14 protein-coding genes and 1 riboswitch are annotated in these 16,994 nt (G+C 43.2%); of the genes, 1 reads left to right on the forward strand and 13 read right to left on the reverse strand.

Features of this window, described 5'->3' with window-relative positions; all coding sequences use genetic code 11:
* Positions 1-198: 198 nt before the first annotated feature.
* From C4B60_RS17165 to C4B60_RS17220, 12 genes are all read right to left on the reverse strand, one after another.
* Positions 199-915 carry a FadR/GntR family transcriptional regulator gene (locus C4B60_RS17165; RefSeq protein ID WP_104059266.1) on the reverse strand — a complete coding sequence of 239 codons (717 nt, stop codon included), beginning with the start codon at positions 913-915 and terminating at the stop codon, positions 199-201.
* 51 nt (positions 916-966) lie between these two features.
* A complete protein-coding gene (locus C4B60_RS17170; RefSeq protein WP_104059267.1) occupies positions 967-1,662 on the reverse strand; it encodes a LutC/YkgG family protein in 696 nt (231 codons plus the stop codon).
* Complete coding sequence (locus C4B60_RS17175) at positions 1,659-3,092, reverse strand: LutB/LldF family L-lactate oxidation iron-sulfur protein (protein WP_104059268.1); 1,434 nt, start codon at positions 3,090-3,092, stop codon at positions 1,659-1,661. Before C4B60_RS17175 ends, C4B60_RS17170 begins: the two co-directional genes overlap by 4 nt.
* 7 nt (positions 3,093-3,099) lie before the next feature.
* Positions 3,100-3,834 (reverse strand): (Fe-S)-binding protein, encoded by a 735-nt coding sequence (locus tag C4B60_RS17180; RefSeq protein ID WP_104059269.1) that lies wholly within the window; start codon positions 3,832-3,834, stop codon positions 3,100-3,102.
* A gap of 500 nt (positions 3,835-4,334) precedes the next feature.
* Positions 4,335-4,478, reverse strand: coding sequence for a YjcZ family sporulation protein (locus tag C4B60_RS17185; RefSeq protein WP_104059270.1), 144 nt, complete (start codon positions 4,476-4,478; stop codon positions 4,335-4,337).
* Positions 4,479-4,628: 150 nt separating this feature from the next.
* A complete protein-coding gene (safA, locus tag C4B60_RS17190; protein ID WP_104059271.1) occupies positions 4,629-5,258 on the reverse strand; it encodes a SafA/ExsA family spore coat assembly protein in 630 nt (209 codons plus the stop codon).
* Positions 5,259-5,407: 149 nt separating this feature from the next.
* Positions 5,408-5,779, reverse strand: a complete 372-nt coding sequence (locus C4B60_RS17195) for a VOC family protein (protein WP_104059272.1) — start codon at positions 5,777-5,779, stop codon at positions 5,408-5,410.
* A gap of 78 nt (positions 5,780-5,857) precedes the next feature.
* Positions 5,858-7,408 carry a BCCT family transporter gene (locus C4B60_RS17200; protein ID WP_104059273.1) on the reverse strand — a complete coding sequence of 517 codons (1,551 nt, stop codon included), beginning with the start codon at positions 7,406-7,408 and terminating at the stop codon, positions 5,858-5,860.
* 147 nt (positions 7,409-7,555) lie between these two features.
* Positions 7,556-9,544 (reverse strand): acyltransferase family protein, encoded by a 1,989-nt coding sequence (locus C4B60_RS17205; RefSeq protein WP_104059274.1) that lies wholly within the window; start codon positions 9,542-9,544, stop codon positions 7,556-7,558.
* Positions 9,545-9,964: 420 nt separating this feature from the next.
* Entirely contained in the window at positions 9,965-11,176 is a 1,212-nt protein-coding gene (locus tag C4B60_RS17210; protein WP_104059425.1) for a threonine synthase, read from the reverse strand.
* A 26-nt stretch (positions 11,177-11,202) separates the two neighbouring features.
* Positions 11,203-12,921, reverse strand: a complete 1,719-nt coding sequence (cysI, locus tag C4B60_RS17215) for an assimilatory sulfite reductase (NADPH) hemoprotein subunit (protein WP_104059275.1) — start codon at positions 12,919-12,921, stop codon at positions 11,203-11,205.
* Positions 12,922-12,956: 35 nt separating this feature from the next.
* On the reverse strand, positions 12,957-14,804 hold the full coding sequence (locus tag C4B60_RS17220) for an assimilatory sulfite reductase (NADPH) flavoprotein subunit (RefSeq protein WP_104059276.1): 1,848 nt from the start codon (positions 14,802-14,804) through the stop codon (positions 12,957-12,959).
* A gap of 183 nt (positions 14,805-14,987) precedes the next feature.
* Positions 14,988-15,092, reverse strand: a riboswitch (SAM riboswitch).
* A 204-nt stretch (positions 15,093-15,296) separates the two neighbouring features.
* Here C4B60_RS17220 and C4B60_RS17225 point away from each other — a divergent pair.
* Complete coding sequence (locus tag C4B60_RS17225; protein ID WP_104059277.1) at positions 15,297-15,680, forward strand: helix-turn-helix domain-containing protein; 384 nt, start codon at positions 15,297-15,299, stop codon at positions 15,678-15,680.
* 47 nt (positions 15,681-15,727) lie between these two features.
* Here C4B60_RS17225 and C4B60_RS17230 read toward each other — a convergent pair whose 3' ends face one another.
* Complete coding sequence (locus tag C4B60_RS17230; protein ID WP_104059278.1) at positions 15,728-16,957, reverse strand: SGNH/GDSL hydrolase family protein; 1,230 nt, start codon at positions 16,955-16,957, stop codon at positions 15,728-15,730.
* Positions 16,958-16,994: the final 37 nt, after the last annotated feature.

Raw genomic sequence — 16,994 nt, forward strand, 5'->3', positions numbered from 1 at the left:
TGGGACAATTGTGTCTCACCCCCTTTGGCCCGGTTCACTGCGCTTCAGGGGGACGCTTTCCGCGGGGAGGGGCTTGAGCTAACTTGCTTTCAGCAAGTGGATCTCAAGCTCCCTCTTCATCCCGCAGGAGTCGCCCCCTTCCGCTCCGTTCACCTCACATTTATAAAACGATCGTTTTGTCCCAGCCTCTTTCTCATTTTATCTTTGTTCATGATAATCAATCAGCGTCCCTTCTACATTTACCAGATGCTCAAGCATGGTCCGGTTCGCTTCTTTTGAATTCATCGCTTTAATTGCCTCGTAAATAGCTTCGTGCTGCGTCTGAAGACGGGTGAAGGTTTGCTTTGTGGTAAATAATGAAATCCGCCTGCTTTCATACATTGTCTTGCTTAAGGTATTAGATATTCTCTGCATCATGTCGATGATCAGACTGTTTCCGGCTGCTTCAGCAATGCAGAGATGAAATTTCATATCCGCTTTTTCACCGAGATCCTGATCGCCTTCTGTCTGCTTCATTTCAAAGAGAGATTTTTTCATTTCAGCCAGCTGCTGCTCTGTTCGATGCTCGGCTGCAAGGCTGGCAGCTCCAACCTCAATAATTTTTCTGAGTTGAAATAACTCAAGTATTTCTTTTTTAGTAATGATATTTTCCGGAGATACAGGTGATACCATTGTTGAAAAATCATATTTATTTACAAAGGTGCCTTCCCCTTGTTTTATCGTTATGAGACCCATTGCACGAAGAGCACTTTGCGCTTCTCTGACAGCGGAACGGCTTACATTAAACTCCCTTGCCAGCTTCTCCACTGAATCAAGTTTTTCCCCGGGTTTGATTTCTCCCTCGCGAATCATTTGCTCAAGCTGCTCACAAATGACCTCTGAAATCTTTTTGGCCTGTACTTGTTTAAATGCCATTTCTGCACCTCGTTCAACTCAAATGCTTTTATTGTATGGTCTATATCTTTCCTATCGATCCTCCACCACAATATAACAGGCGCGGATTGGTCCGTGAACACCAACCACTAAATTTAGTTCTATATCGGCGCTATTGCTTGGACCAGTGATAAAATTAATACAGGAAGGCAGACGGGCGCCTTCTGCTTCAACCATTTTGTGAATAGCATCTGTCGCCTGGGTCATCCTCGGCACAAGGGTGCTTTTTGGAATAATAGCAATGTAATAGGTAGGCAGCAGACTAACTGCACGCCCTTTCCCTTTATTACTCAAGAGCACAACAGTTCCTGATTCCGCTAAAGTATAATCAGAAAAAGTAATCCCCACATCCGCTCTTTCCGCTAATTCAATTGACCGGCTTTCCTTTCCAGCATCCCATACGTCAACATTTTCCCTTTTTTGAAAATCACTCAGGCCATAAGCGTCAAATCTCGGATCATTCCACGTAATGACGGAGCTTGCCTTATACTCCTCCAGCACTTCATCAATTGCTTTTTCAATCCCATCATGAGTTGTTTGCTTAAAGTCTGTATGAATGGCAAGACATTGATCCTTTAAAATAGCAAGGAGTTCATCCTTAGAATGATCCTTCATCACATTGTGCTGGGGGCTCTTCTGGTAGACTGGCCGTTTAACTCCGGAGGTCCTTCCAGGACGTCCGAGCTGTTTGGCTACATTCTCCAAAAACGTTTCACGATGCTGAATCATTTACTGCCCCCTCCTTTTTTGCTCTCACGGTGTTTATACCAATCTCTGAATCTTTCTTTTTTGCTTTCAGGAAAATCACGTATATCGGTCCAGCCTTTCATCGGTCCCGGTCCATTTTTGATCGATCCATCCTTTGTGAAAGGAGATAACATAAATGGGGCAGTCCGCGTGCTCATATTAAATAAAGCAGGTGAGCTTGCCACTAAGCCAAAGCCTTTCATTGCAAAGGTTTCAGAAAGGGTTGTCCTTTTTTCCTCTGCGATATTCCTTCTATGCTTCACAAGCATTTCATGGAGCGGGATTTTTACCGGACAGGCGTCTGTACAGGCTGCACAAAGTGTAGACGCATATGGCAGCTCCTTATGATCATCATAGCCCTCGAGCAGAGGTGTCAGAACAGCACCGATTGGTCCAGGGTAAATCGAGCCGTATGAATGGCCGCCAACATGACGATAAACCGGACAAACATTAATGCACGCTGCACAGCGAATACAATGCAGTGCGGCCTGAAACTCGGTGCCTAAAATTTTTGATCGGCCATTATCAACAATGACCAGGTGGAATTCTTCAGGTCCATCCACATCTCCTTCTTCTCTTGCTCCGGTAAGCCCTGTGACATAGCTTGTCAGCTTTTGACCGACCGCACTGCGGCAGAGCATACTGACTAAAATATCAAGCTCCTCCCAGGTAGGCACCACCCGCTCCATTCCCATGACTGTAATTTGTGTTTTAGGGAGAGTTGTCGCGAGTCTCGCGTTCCCTTCATTTGTCACTAGTGAAATGCTTCCTGATTCAGCTACAGCAAAATTACAGCCTGTTACGCCAATATCTGCCTCAAGAAATTCTTTTCGAAGAAGTTCTCTTGCAAAAAGCGTAAGCTCCTGCGGATTAGAGGATTTGGTATAGCCCTTTTTTTCAATGAAAGTGTCCCGGATTTGCTCTTTGTTTTTATGGAGAGCAGGAGCCACGATATGAGAGGGCGGATCATGGTCATCAATTTGAAGAATGTACTCGCCAAGATCGGATTCAATGACTTCACAGCCCACGCTTTCAAGAGCCTCATTCATACTAATTTCCTCAGTAACCATGGATTTTGATTTAATCACTTTTTTAGCGTTTTTCTTCTGAGCTACTTCTTTAATATACGCATTGGCATCCTCCGCCGTTTGAGCAAAAAATACGTGACCGCCATTTTTACTGACATTTTCGCTTAATTGGTGCAGGTAGTAATCGATATTTTCAAGCGTATGAGCACGAATTTCCTCTGACAGACTGCGCCATTCCTCCCAGTTTCCAAGTTCTTCCTCCGCCTTTCCTTTCGCAAGCTTTAATCGCTCCTGAGCTGACGTGACAGCCTGTCTCATAAACGTATCCTTCAGTCCCTTTTCTACGCGGGTATCAAAGCTTGGATCTCCTATTTTCATTGGCATTTTGCGCTCACCCCTTCGTAAGTGATTCCTGGCTGTTTAACACCTGTGCAATATGCATAACCTTTACCTGCTTTCCGCTTCGTTCCAGTCTGCCCCCGATGTTCATGAGACACCCGCAATCTGCACCAATTAATACCTCTGCTTTCGTGTCTTCAATATGCATAACCTTTTCATTCACCATCTGCTCTGATATAGAGGACATTTTCACTGCAAACGTCCCTCCGAATCCACAGCACGCTTCACGATTAGGGAGTTCTTCAAGATTCAGCCCTTTTACTCCGTTAAGCAGCTTTAATGGAGCTTCTGTTTCTCTAAGCAGCCTGGTCATATGGCATGATGTATGATAGGTGGCATTGGCATTCAGTTCAGCATCTACTTTTTCAATCTTCAGGACATGGACCAGGAACTGGGTAAACTCAAAGGTTTTGTTCGCAAGCTGCTCTGCACGCTTTTCCCAATCCCTCTCCTCTTTTAAAAGCTCAGGATACTCCTTAAGCATGGCTGCACAAGAGCCGGAGGGCGTCACGACGTAATCGGCATGCTCAAAGGTCGTGATCATATGCTTCGCCACCTTTATTGTGTCTATGTGATACCCGCTGTTAAAAGCCGGCTGGCCGCAGCAGGTCTGTTTCTCCGGAAAATCCACCTCGCAGCCTAATCGTTCAAGCACTTCAACTGTGTCTTTCCCAACTCCCGGATAAAAGACGTCCGCCAGACAGGTTACAAATAATGAAACCTTCATTCTTATCACCCTCCATCTCATCTTTTAAAAAGCAAGCAAAACAGCATACCATAATAAACCCTTATAAACAGACAACACTGCCAGAATCTAATCTCTACTAATTCTCCATAACTCATATGGTCATCAGATGACTCTGTATGTAAGTGCTTACATGTTATCCTACTCTTCCTATTTTTACAAGAGGATTAACTAATTTAAGAGAATAGGAGCGATATTTATTATGAGTAATAACAAATATAAATATAGGACTGCAGCAATCCTGTATCATCTGGTCTGCTGCAGTCCTATTAGTAACTAAAGTTGCTTCCGGCTAAATGGATGGATCACACGGGCTAAAATCTTTAAGACGTTTATTCTTTTGCGGTCTTTATGATATGAGCCATTAAAAAACAAATAACCTCTTCCTTTTAACCAAGGAAGAGGTCTTTTACGGTTATCTTTTTTAACCGCCTGTCAAGGGGAGGCAGACAAAGCGGCAACTGGATAATCCGTTTATACTCCTAGTAGTAAAAAGTTGCGCCGACAATGATAAGCAAAATAAATAGAACAACGATCAGCACAAAGGTGTTACCGTAACCGCCGCCATAGCCGCCGCAGCCGCCGTGGCCGCCGCCAAAGCCCCATCCGCCATATCCATAGCCCATGTAAAACCCTCCTATCTGCAGCCTTATTTCATTTTCATTACCCTGAAAACGAAGGTACACTACTACATTATGAAGAGAGGTACTCTTTGGCATAGACACTCATCACGTCTTACAATAATTAATAAAGAAACGAGGTTTTCCCCCCGTTTTCTACTGTTCTGCAATAAACATCTGAGTCCAATAATGGCCGTACGATCCTCCTTTAGCGTATCCTACACCAATATGTGTGTAGCTTGGGGATAAGATGTTCTGGCGATGGCCAGAACTATTCATCCAGGCAGTAAAGACAGCCTGAGCTGATGTTTGGCCGGCTGCAATATTTTCTCCTGATGCTCGGTATGTAAGGCCGAAATCACGAATCATTTGATGAGGACTTCCGTATGAAGGAGAAGTATGACTGAAATAGTTTTTATCACGCATGTCTTCTGATTTAAAACGCGCAACACGTGAAAGCTCCCAATCCCCTTTTAGCGGCTTCAAACCATTTTTTGCCCGTTCCTGGTTTACAAGAGAAACAACTTCCTCCTCTACTGAAACAAAGCTGCTTACACTTGGAATAGTCAGCTGCTGCCCAGGGTAAATCATGTCCGGGTTTTCGATTTGAGGGTTAGCCTGAATAATTTCCGTTACGCCTATTTCATAGCGGACAGCCAGCTTCCACATGGTATCCCCGGATGAAACCGTATGTGCTGAGGAAGCTTTCGCACCGGATTCACTAAAACCATAGACTGAAGCAATAGACAGCAAGAATAATGAGGTAAATCGTTTAATATGTTTCATAATTAGTATAATAATAATTATTTTGAAACGAGTATAGCGGTAATTACTGCCTCAGGTGGTTAATAAACCACTGAATTACTCCGTCTGACAGTCTTGTTGACTTATGTAAGATTTTAATAAGAAGTACTTTACATAAAAACACAGTTGAACTACTGATTGAATTCGATCAAATTTCCATCCGGATCACTAATGAATACCTGATGCCAATCTGTTTTGTTCACAGGCTTATTTAAAATAGCTACCTGATTTTCTTCCATTCTCTTTATAAATCCCTCAATATCTTCAACCCTTATGGCAAAATGTCCATCATTTGAGTCAATTGAAGTCGTTCCCCTTAATGTTTTTCCTTCCTTAAATGCAATCAAATGAAGCTGTGTTTCTCCTATCTGATACCATGCTCCATCGAAGTCAAACCCCGGACGCTCGTTACTTCTCTCAAATCCCAAAACCTCTTCATAAAATCTCATTGATCGCTCTATATCGGTGACAATAATTGATACATGATGAATTCCTTTGTACATTTGACCATCCCTTTCTTTGGCTAATTTATTTTATTATACCGTAAAAAACATGCACCGGAATAACCGGTGCACGCGCTTTTAGTTTGTTTCTTTTCTTACATTGTGTCTCCATGCCTGATCCCTATCAATCATTCGTTTTGCTGCATAGATCAGAAGAAACTGAATAAAAATGATCGGCAGACCCATCAGACCGGATATGACCTCTAATGGGGCAAGCCCTCCGACACGCATTAAAATTAGAGCAAGAACAGTTATAATAGCAGCCATTATAATTCTCAGAACTTTAGGCGGTTCTTTTTCACTCATGTCATTTGTACTCGTATAAGCTGCGATTGTATACGTCGTGGAATCAAGAGTGGTTGTTAGGAAAATTAACGCTATGATTATAAACACGACAATCGCAAATCCTCCAAGCGGAAGAGTAGCAAGAATTTCCGGAATAACAGACATTCCTTCTGCTGCATCCTCCAGGACTAAATCAAGCACAGGAACTTCACCAGTTAAATAGCGGTGAACGCCAAGTCCTCCAAGGACCCCTGTTGCGATCCAGGAGATCAGGGTTGGAGCAAGTAAATAAGTCAGTATCATTTCCTTTATTGTTCTTCCTTTAGAGATCTTAGCGGCGAATACTCCGTGCAGCATCGCCCAGGTAGCACTATAGGCATACCAGAAAACAGTATTGCTTTGGATATGGGACGCCTCTCCTTCAAAGACTGATTCCGTATTTAAAGATATGGTCAGATAATTCGTGAGCAAAAAGGAAACAGTGTCTGAAAAATAGTTTAAAATGAATACCCCTGGTCCTGCCAGCACAATAAATAAAGCGAATAGTCCAGCGAGATACATATTAAAAGTGCTCAATCGTTTAATCCCTTTGTCAATTCCAAGATATGCACTAAGAGAAAATAGGAACACCCAGACAATCGTTACAATAATCGTCATCCCAAAGGTAACTTCAATATTAAAAAGCGCTGAAAGATTATAGGTAATGATAGGAGCACCCAGACCAAGTGTTACAGCAGCACCGGTTAAGATACTAATTAAAAATAAGATATCAAGAACTCTGCCAGCCCAGCCATCTGTCAGCTTATCACCTAAAAGCACTCTGCAGGCCTCTGAAATTCTTAAAAGCGGACGTTTTTTAACATGAAGTACATAAGCCATGGCAGGGGCAATCATGACAAATATAGCAAATACCTGAAATCCCCATAAAAACATGCTGTAGGAATTCCCCCATAAAAGAGCTTCAGCTGACCCGATATCAACTCCGGCAGGAGGATCATTCGCAACTGATGACCATTGAAGCATCCCCGTTCGCATAATGGTCGACCCAAGCCCCATCGCAATAAGGATAGAGGCATATTCAAACAGCGTAAAACGCGGCTTTTCATTAGGATCGCCTAAAACGACCTGACCATATTTTGAAAAGGATAAATAAAGTCCCGCTGCAACCAAAATGATTCCATACCATAAATAACCCCAGCCAAACCCGCTTACAATTGAATCAAATATTGAATTAAGCACGCTTAATGACTCAGCCTCAAATAAAGCAAATGGAACACTTATAGCAGCAACGATCAGAAGTGAGGGAATAAAAATTTGATAATCAATTAATTTATTGTTTTTCATAAAATCCTCCTTCCTCCTTAACACTTTCTGTTTACTGCTCCGTTCCCTCTACCCTCTCCTTTATGTGAAAAACCTATGAAGCGACAAAAAAATCCTTTATTATACAAAAAAGGCCCCCTGTGACGGGAACCTTTTCGTTCATTAAACTTATTCTTTATTTTTAAGGGCTTCCTGTATATGCACCTTTAGCCCGTTAGCCAATGTCTCTGCATAAACTGTACTGATATGGTGGCGATCCCGATAAACTAGCACATTCCCTATCACAGCGTGACAGGCTTGATCATCACAAAAGTATTCCGTCATATCTGCAAAATAGACATTGTCCGGAATATTTTCTGTGTTTTCCCAGGGAATAGTGGATGAAAGCAATTCTTCTCTTGGAACTGAGCATGCCTCAGGTCCTTTTTCTTCTACACAGGTCGGTATATCATCTTCGAACCTCGGATTATCCCTCACAGCAAATACAGTGGCAATTCCTTCAAGCTCTTTCCACTTGCTTATATATCCTGAGGGAACTGTATCTCCAATATTATTATTTGCTGTAGTAAAAACTAAATCCGGTTTTCCTGCAATTAAAGGCTCCATCAAACTTTCATTCCATTCAGTACAGGACGGAGTCAGCTGCTTCGGATGGTCACCATTTGAGAACCTGCAGGCATCTTTGTTGTAGACGTCAATTTTTAATTTCATTTCTTCAGCCATCGCTTCTAATGCCGGGACCCAGTGGCCAGAGTGAGAGCCCCCTACAACTGCAATCGTGTAATCAGGATTCTCAGTTACACCATAGGAGCATTTGGTCACCACGGCGCTCTCACCGGTAGAATAACAACCCTTCTCCTTATAAAAGGAAGGAAGATGCGATTTAACAGCAATGAGATCAGGAATCACTTCAGCAGCCGGGTTAGGCTGGATATTATCTGAAATAGCCTGTGCACCTGGATGATCCCCGATGGTGGATTCCCCAACCGCCTGGGTCTGATTAACATAGATTCCCCAGGTTGAGCCTACGATCAGAGCAGGGAGCATTAGGGCTGCAAGAACACCAGCTGTTTTTCCTTTTGACGTTTTAATATTCATTTTTCGGTACGGCGCTTCAATTCCCTTTACTGAGAGAATGGATAACAAAAAGGTAATCAATAAAATTGAAATACCGCCTGCAAAAGAAATTGTCTCTCTTCCAAAATACGCATAATAGAAAATTAAAAGCGGCCAATGCCATAAGTAAAATCCGTAAGAAATACTACCGAAGTACAGGAATGGCTTCGACCCAAGTAATCTTTGAACCCCAAAGCGGCTTCCATTTTCAGCCGCGATAATCACAAGAATGACACCGCTTGTCGGCAGCAGGGCAGCATAGCCTGGAAATACGTTTGAAACTGGAAGAAGAATCCCTGTTAAACAGATAATCGCCAGCCCAAGCCAGCCAATAATAAAAGTAATCGGTTTTTTAAAGCTTAAATACGGGATAACAAGAGCAAGCATACCTCCAAGACTGAATTCCCAAACGCGGGCAAAGGTGTCAAAGTAAGCCCATGGCTGATTCGCATTTGTTATGTAAATGGAATAGGAAAGCGACATGGTGAAAACAATCGCCAAAATTGTTAACAACGTTTTTCTGACAGGTAACTTTAACCCCTTTTTTGCTATTAAATAAGCAGCCAGAATCAAAAGCGGCCAGGTTATGTAAAACTGTCCCTGAATGGATAGAGCCCAAAAATGCTGGAATGGGCTGGCAGCATTGTTTTGAGCCAGATAATCAACTGCATTATTTGCCAGCTGCCAATTTTGAAAGTAAAAAGCAGAGGAAAATAACTGAGGTACAGTCTGTGTCCAAACAGTCTTTGGAATTAGCAGAATTGACAGCACACCGGTTACTAAAATGACGGTGAATGCAATAGGGAAAAGCCTTCTCCCCAGCCCTAGCAAATACTCAGGATAATTGATTTTCCCTTCCCTCTCCATACGCGATAGCAAAGAGGTCGTGATCAAATAGCCTGAAACAATGAAAAACACATCAACTCCGCCTGATACTGAACCAAGCCATATATGATAAATAGCAACCAGGAGTGCCGCTACCGCTCTAACCCCTTCGAGCTCCGGGCGAAATCTTTTTTCTGGTGATCTTAAATCAGCCAATCATGACAACTCCATTTCCAAGTCCTTTATTACTTTTTATTGATTATGTAAGAGTCAGTATGCCCAATGAAATGCATTATTGATTCCTGTTATCCTTTTTAAAAAAAGCGGATTCAAGACTCCTCTTACCATACTACCATTAGGATCACTCGCTTGTTTAGCCCTTTTCTTAATTAAATTTGTTAAATGTTTGTAAATGCCCTATTTCAGCATGATTCATTAACATGAATGGTAAGAGCCAAGCGATTAGTTGTGTTTTCACATAAATAAAACGCCCTCTTGAAAGAGGACGTTTATCTTTAATAGAATCGTAGCATATTTACAAGTTTAAAACTAAATCATTTCTTCCTCTTTTATCGTTTAGGACATCTGGTTTACCTTAAGAAATACTTTTTCGTCATCCTAATAAGAACTAATCGATCAGATTTTGATAGAAGTATCTTTCTTAATAACAGGAACGTCACTGTCTACAGTATCTGGATATTTGATTCCAGCGCCTGTATTTAAGGCTACAACCGTCTCATCCCGGGTAATCCAGCCATCTCGTCTTAGGCGGCGAATAGCGGAAAATACAGCAGCACCTTCAGGGCAAATAAAGGCTCCTTCAAGACGTGCAATTCTTTTTTGCTCTTCAAGCATGGATTCATCCTCTACTTCAACAGCACAGCCGTCTGTTTGATAAATGGCGTCGAGCACTAAAAAATCACCGAGTGCTTTTGGTACATTAATTCCAAAGGCTTTTGTTTCAGAGTTTGGCCAGAATTCAGACTCTGTCTTCTTTTCCTTCCATGCTTTTACGATAGGCGCACAGCCTGCAGCCTGCACGGCAACAAGACGCGGAAGTCTTCCTTTCACCCATCCTAAGGTCTGTAATTCCTTTAATGCCTTATAAATGCCGATCAGCCCGACTCCGCCGCCGGTAGGATAAAGAATCACACCAGGCATTTCCCAGCCCATTTGCTCTGCAATTTCAAGGCCCATTGTCTTTTTGCCTTCAATCCGGTACGGCTCTTTAAGCGTTGAAACGTCATACAGCCCGTAGTCTTTCACAGCTTTCCCGACGATTTTCCCGGCATCACTGATCAGTCCGTCTACAACATATAAATTTGCGCCGGATAGGGCAACCTCATTTCGCGTAATTTTCGGTGCATCCTTTGGCATAACGATTGTGGATTTGATCCCTGCCTTTGCCCCGTAAAGAGCCCAGGCTGCTCCGGCATTGCCGTTTGTCGGCATGGCAAATTCCTTTACACCGATTTCCTTTGCCTTTGAAACGCCGACTGCAGCACCTCTCGCTTTAAAGGTTCCGGTGGGAACAAGCCCTTCATCCTTCATGTAGAGGTTATGAATATCCATTTCTTTTCCGAGAACAGGCAGCTTTAGCAGCGGAGTCATCCCTTCTCCAAGGGAAACAACATGCTCCTCATTTTCAACAGGAAGCATCTCATGATACCGCCATAGGGAGTTCTCTCTTTTTGTCAGCTGTTCAGGTGTTAGTACTTTTTTTAGTTCATCCCACTCATACTCTACTAAAAGTGGAGACCCGCACGAGCAAAGCTGCTGCTTTCCCGCTGTATCGTACTCATTCCCGCATTTTGGACAATAGAGGTGGGAAACGTAGCTATACTTCAACATAAAACACTCCAATCAACTAAAACTCATGAATGAAAGTTCAGTCCGGATGTCACTTCTTCAACGTAGCCTGCACGAATAACGAAATCACCAAAATGTTCGTTTTCATGGCGTTCTTTCGCATAGCGTGAAACGATTGGCTTTAATGTTTCCAGGATTTCCTCTTCACCAATATTTTCGCGGTAAATCTTGTTCAGGCGATCCCCTGCAAAGCCCGCGCCCATATACATATTGTATTTGCCGGGAGCTTTCCCAATAAAGGCGATTTCACCCAGCGCCGGTCTTGAACAGCTATTTGGACAGCCGGACATGCGGATAATGATTTCTTCATCCCGAAGACCATTTTCTTCTAGAAGGTCCTCAATTTTTGTCACGAGTACTGGCAGATAACGCTCAGCTTCCGCCATGGCCAGTCCGCATGTAGGCAGGGCCACACAGGCCATTGAATTTCTGCGCAGAGCAGAATTTTCTTTGCCGTCCGTAAGTCCGTATTGTGCCACCAGTTCATCGATTTTTTTCTTGTTTCTACGGCTCACATTGCTGATAATCAGGTTTTGATTAGCCGTCAGGCGAAAATATCCTTTATGAACCTTCGCAATTTCACGAAGACCTGTCATTATCGGGTAATTTTCAGTGTCTTTTACCCGTCCGTTTTCAATAAACAGCGTCAAATGCCATTTGCCATCGTTTTCAAGCCAGCCATATCGGTCACCGTTGTGATCAAAATGGAAGGCGCGGGCTTCTTCAAGATCCCACCCTAACCGTTCATTTAATTCATTCTTCAGCCAAGGCAGGCCTCTTTTATCGATCGTGTATTTAAAACGTGCGTTTTTTCGTTCAGAACGGTTTCCGTAGTCACGCTGAATCGTAAGAATCTTTTCAGCTACTTCCGAAACCTTCTCAGTCGGACAGAAGCCGACAACCCGCGCTAATTGAGGGTACGTATTCGTATCGCCATGAGTCATCCCCATGCCGCCTCCCGCTGTTACATTAAAGCCCTGCAGCTTTCCATCCTCAATGATGGCAATAAAGCCAAGGTCTTGTGAATAAATATCAACATCATTGGAGGGCGGGATAGCAACCCCAATTTTAAATTTACGCGGCAGATAAAGCGCTCCATAGATAGGCTCGATCTCTTCTTCTGTTTTTGCACTCTCAAGAACCTTTTCTTCATCCAGCCAAATTTCATGGTACGCACGGGTTTTTGGAAGAAGGTGCTCACTGATTTTCTTCGAGACCTCATACACCTCTCCATGAACGTCTGACTGGTATGGGTTGGATGTACTCATTACGTTTCTGTTTACATCCCCGCATGCTGCAATGGTATCCATCAGCGCACGGTCCATCTCCTGAATCGTTTTTTTCATATTCCATTTTAAAATGCCGTGCAGCTGGAATGTTTGGCGTGTTGTCAGCTTAAGCGTTCCATTTCCGTAAGTATTTGCAAGATGATCCATCGTCAGCCACTGCTCCGGTGTTGCAACTCCTCCCGGAAGGCGTACACGAATCATGAATGAATACGCCGGCTCAAGCTTTTGGCGTTTACGCTCATTTCTAATATCCCGGTCATCCTGCATATAGCTTCCATGGAACTTCAGTAATTTTCCGTCGTCATCAGGAATGGATGCTGTAAGGCGCTCTTCAAAGCTTTCTGTAAGCGTTCCTCTGAGAAAATTACTTCTTTCTTTGATCTTTTCCATTTCATTAGGCGGTCCATCCTGGCGGGATAATTCTTTATTGGTCATGGTGTATCTCCCCTCGTTTTAAGGATAATCTTTTTTTAGTACACATCTCGCAGGTAGCGTTTTTGACTGCGTAAATTGGCCAGGTATGCCTCTGCTTCCTGTAAAGTCAGGTTTCCTTCTCTTTCAATAATCGATAAAAGAGCCGCATTGACGTCTTTTGCCATGAACTTTTCATCACCGCAAACATAGACATTCGCACCCGCTTCAAGCCATTCAAAAAGCTCTTTGCCTTTTTCAAGCATTCTATGCTGTACGTAAACCTTCTCTTCTGAATCCCGTGAAAAGGCCACATCCATGCGGGTAAGTACGCCCTCTTTCAGCCATTTCAGCCATTCTGTCTGATAAAGGAAATCCGTCACAAAATGCTGGTCGCCAAAGAAAAGCCAGGACTTCCCGCTCGCTCCGCTTTCCTCTCTTTCTTCTAAAAAGGCACGGTAAGGCGCAACACCTGTGCCCGCGCCAATCATTATGACCGGCGTATCCGGATTTTCCGGCAGTCTGAAGTTATTATTGGACTGAACGAATACAGGCAGGCTGCTGCCAGGTTCTGATCGCTCTGCACATTGCACTGAGCAGACACCTGTACGGTTGCGTCCATTTGAATCATAGCGCAGGGCTCCAATTGTCAAGTGAACTTCATCAGGATTAGCGTTTGGGCTGCTGGCAATGGAATAAAGCCTTGCCGGTATTTTACGAAGAATGCCTACGAATTCCTTGGCAGGAACCTCCCAAGGTCCATAATCCTCTGTTAGATCAATCAGGTCGCGTCCGTAAATGTATGTTTTTAGCTTTTCGCTCTGTTCAGGTTTCAAAAGCTCCTTAAGCCCCTCGTTCCCCGTTAAAGCTGCTGCTTTTTCAATTAGAGGCTTTGATAGACTTGTAATCTCAAAAACCTTGATCAATGCTTCATGCAATGAGCGAATGTCCCCGTCTTTATTAATTGATACAGACTCATCAGGGTCCCACCCCGCCGCTTCAATCAATTGATCGACAAGTGCGGGATCGTTTTCCGGAATGATTCCGAGGCTGTCCCCTGGCTGATAGGACAAATTAGAGCCTTCTAGATCCAATTCAATATGACGGGTTTCTTTATTTGAGCCGCGTCCATTAAGGTTTATATTCTCCAATATTTCTGCATGAAAAGGATTTGTACGGGAGTAAGCCGGCTGATTCACTGAAGAACTTTCCGCAGCTTCTGACGTCTCCTGTGCAGAAACATCCGCTGCCTTTGATTCATTCAGAACGCCAAGAACCCCAGAAAGCCACTGGGCTGCCGGTTCTTCAAAGTCAAGATCACAATCTACACGGTCAAATAGCCTTTTTGCGCCAAGCTCTTCAAGACGCTGATCGAAGTCTTTACCGGTTTGACAAAAGAATTCATAGGAGCTGTCTCCAAGTGAAAGAACAGAAAACCTTACTCCCTCAAGCTTTGGCGCCCGTTTACTATGCAAAAACTCATGTAATTCAAGTGCATTATCAGGCGGGTCACCGTCTCCATGTGTGCTCGTGATAACAAGCAGATCTTCCACTTTACTAAGAGATTTTGGCTTAAACTCATCCATGGAAAAGCGGGACACCTTTATTTGTTCTTTCTTTAATGTTTCTTCTACGTCATTCGCCACTGACTCACCGTTCCCGGTGTGCGACCCGATTAACAGAGTCACTTCTCTTGTGACAGCAGGACTTGTTCCCTGTGAACCTGCTCCCTGCTGCACCTGGCTCTTTTCAGCAGGATCTGCTGAAGGAAGTGCTTGTGTTGCCTGAGCTGCTGATAAATAACCTGTCAGCCAGGCTTTTTGATGGTCAGTTAACGTCGGGATTAAACGATTAATAAGTTCCGTTTGTTCTTCATTGAAAGGACTATTTTTCACATGCAGCTGCAAATTTCCCACCTCATAAACATTTATTTTAGCTTTCTTGCTTTCTTGCTTTTACTCTTAATTGCTGGCCTCCGTTAGTTTGATTCTTCCTCCCTGTAAATTAATAAACCAATAGATTTAGTCGGATATACACCCATATAAAAAGAACCTTCTTCATAAGAAGAAGGTCCGGGTTTACAAACATTCTTCTTATCTTCTAGGCTGTTTACCCATTGGAATTAGCACCGTGCACCTTTAGAGCTGGTTGCTGAGACATCAAAGGGCCAATCCCTCCGTCTCTCTTGATAAGACCCTATTTAATTTGATAATTATTCGAAAATTCAATTTCACCTAGTATATTTTATCCTGCATTGAATGTCAAACTGATTAAAGAAAGAATTGTCGATAAAGTTTTTTAATGTTGTCTTATTTTGTTCATGGGAGAAGAGACTATTTTTTCCATGTAATGATAAAATAGAAGGAGAAGGAATAAATAAAACCAGGGAGGGAATCAGCATGTCGCACTTTGGTGATAATTTAAGAAGAATTCGTGAAGAAAGGAATATTTCTCAAAAAGAGCTGGCCATCCAGGCACGTTTAGGTCTTCAGACAATTGAAAAGTATGAAGCAAGCATCCGGGTGCCAGACACCAGGACGATTCTGAGGCTTTCTACTGTCCTGGACGTGCCTGCATCAGAGCTGCTTGAAAGAGAAAGTAAGCGTAATTCTATGGGCAATGATACGGAGATAGAAAAGCTGATCCGGGAGTTAGGTACGAAAAAGTCAAAGCTGGTTCTCCGAAAGGCAAAGGAATTTTCTGAGGAGGATCTTCTACGGGTAATGCAAATGCTGGACGATTTAAAGTCTCCTCTCAACACCCAACAACAGGAAGCAGAATAGAGGGTAATAAAGCTGCATCCTTAACGGAAGCAGCTTTTGAAGTTATGTTATTCAAACATCGTCAGATCTACCGTCTCTGCCATTTTTTCATATCCTTTATCATTAGGATGAAGATGGTCTCCCGCGTCGAAATCAGGATGAAAGCGTTCTGGATTATCGGGATCTCTTAACGCTTCATCAAAATCGATTACTCCGTCAAATTCTCCACTTGTGCGGATCCATTCGTTGACTTCTACACGGATTTTTTCTTTTTCATCTGAGTACTTACTTGAACCTTTAAAAGGCATCAAGGTTCCTCCGTAAATAGCGATCCCCTTATCATGAGCCGCCTGAATAACTTCTTCCATCTTATTAATAAGGTCCTCAGAGGTGTAATCAGGATAATGGCGAATATCATTAATCCCCTGATTTAAAATCATTGCTTTTACCCCTGGCTGACTGAAAACATCGCGCTCCAGGCGATTCAGCGTGTTTTCCCCTTTATCTGCATGACTCTTAATTAAATGATTTGCTGATATCCCTGCGTTTAACACCGACCATTCACCAGCAGATTCATTAAATCGTTTTGCTAAAAAATCCGGCCAGCGATGATTTGCATTAACCGTTGAGTAATTGCCATTTTCAATGGAGCTTCCCACGATGACAAGCGCTCCCTTTACTGACGAAGCAGGCACAACATCCAAGCCCTCAAGCCAAAACCATGTTTCTTCCTCCTCCGTAAAAGCCTGGGTTCCGGAATCTTTGAGGTGATTATCTTTGGCAATATAAGTCGTCTGCATCGATCTTGCGTGAAAGGTTGCCGGTCCCGTTGCTTTCTGGACATAAATGCTGACTGCAAGATTTTGTCCCGCAGTCACCTCAAATGACAGTGCATCACTATGCAATTTCTCCCCTGGAGGAATCGTCACCTTTTTTTGTCCGTTGAAGGTAAGCGCCTGATCAGAACCGGAAATAAGTTCCGCTCCGCTTTTTGAACGGGCTACCCGTACCTCTTCAATCATCAGCGGCTCTGTTCCGAATTCATTCGAGAGACGAATACGCATGCTTTTTCCATCAAGATGGGGATGAATCACCTGTCTGATTGTTTTATTTTCAAATCCTTCCCTCGAGGGTCCCTTTTCAGCAGGCTCCTGCATGGCAGCAGTCCAGGCACCAATCCACTCTTCTTCAGCTAAGTTGGTTCTGGTTGCAGCTCCCCATTCTCTGCTTTCAAAAAAAAGGAGGGATATAAATAAAATGATAAGTATAGAAGAAAAAGTAATAAATAATCGTTTCATTGTCACTTGGCCTTTCTTGTTAGTGTTATCAATTGAT

The organism is Jeotgalibacillus proteolyticus, assembly GCF_002926065.1.
GTDB classification, from domain to species: Bacteria; Bacillota; Bacilli; order Bacillales; family Jeotgalibacillaceae; genus Jeotgalibacillus; species Jeotgalibacillus proteolyticus.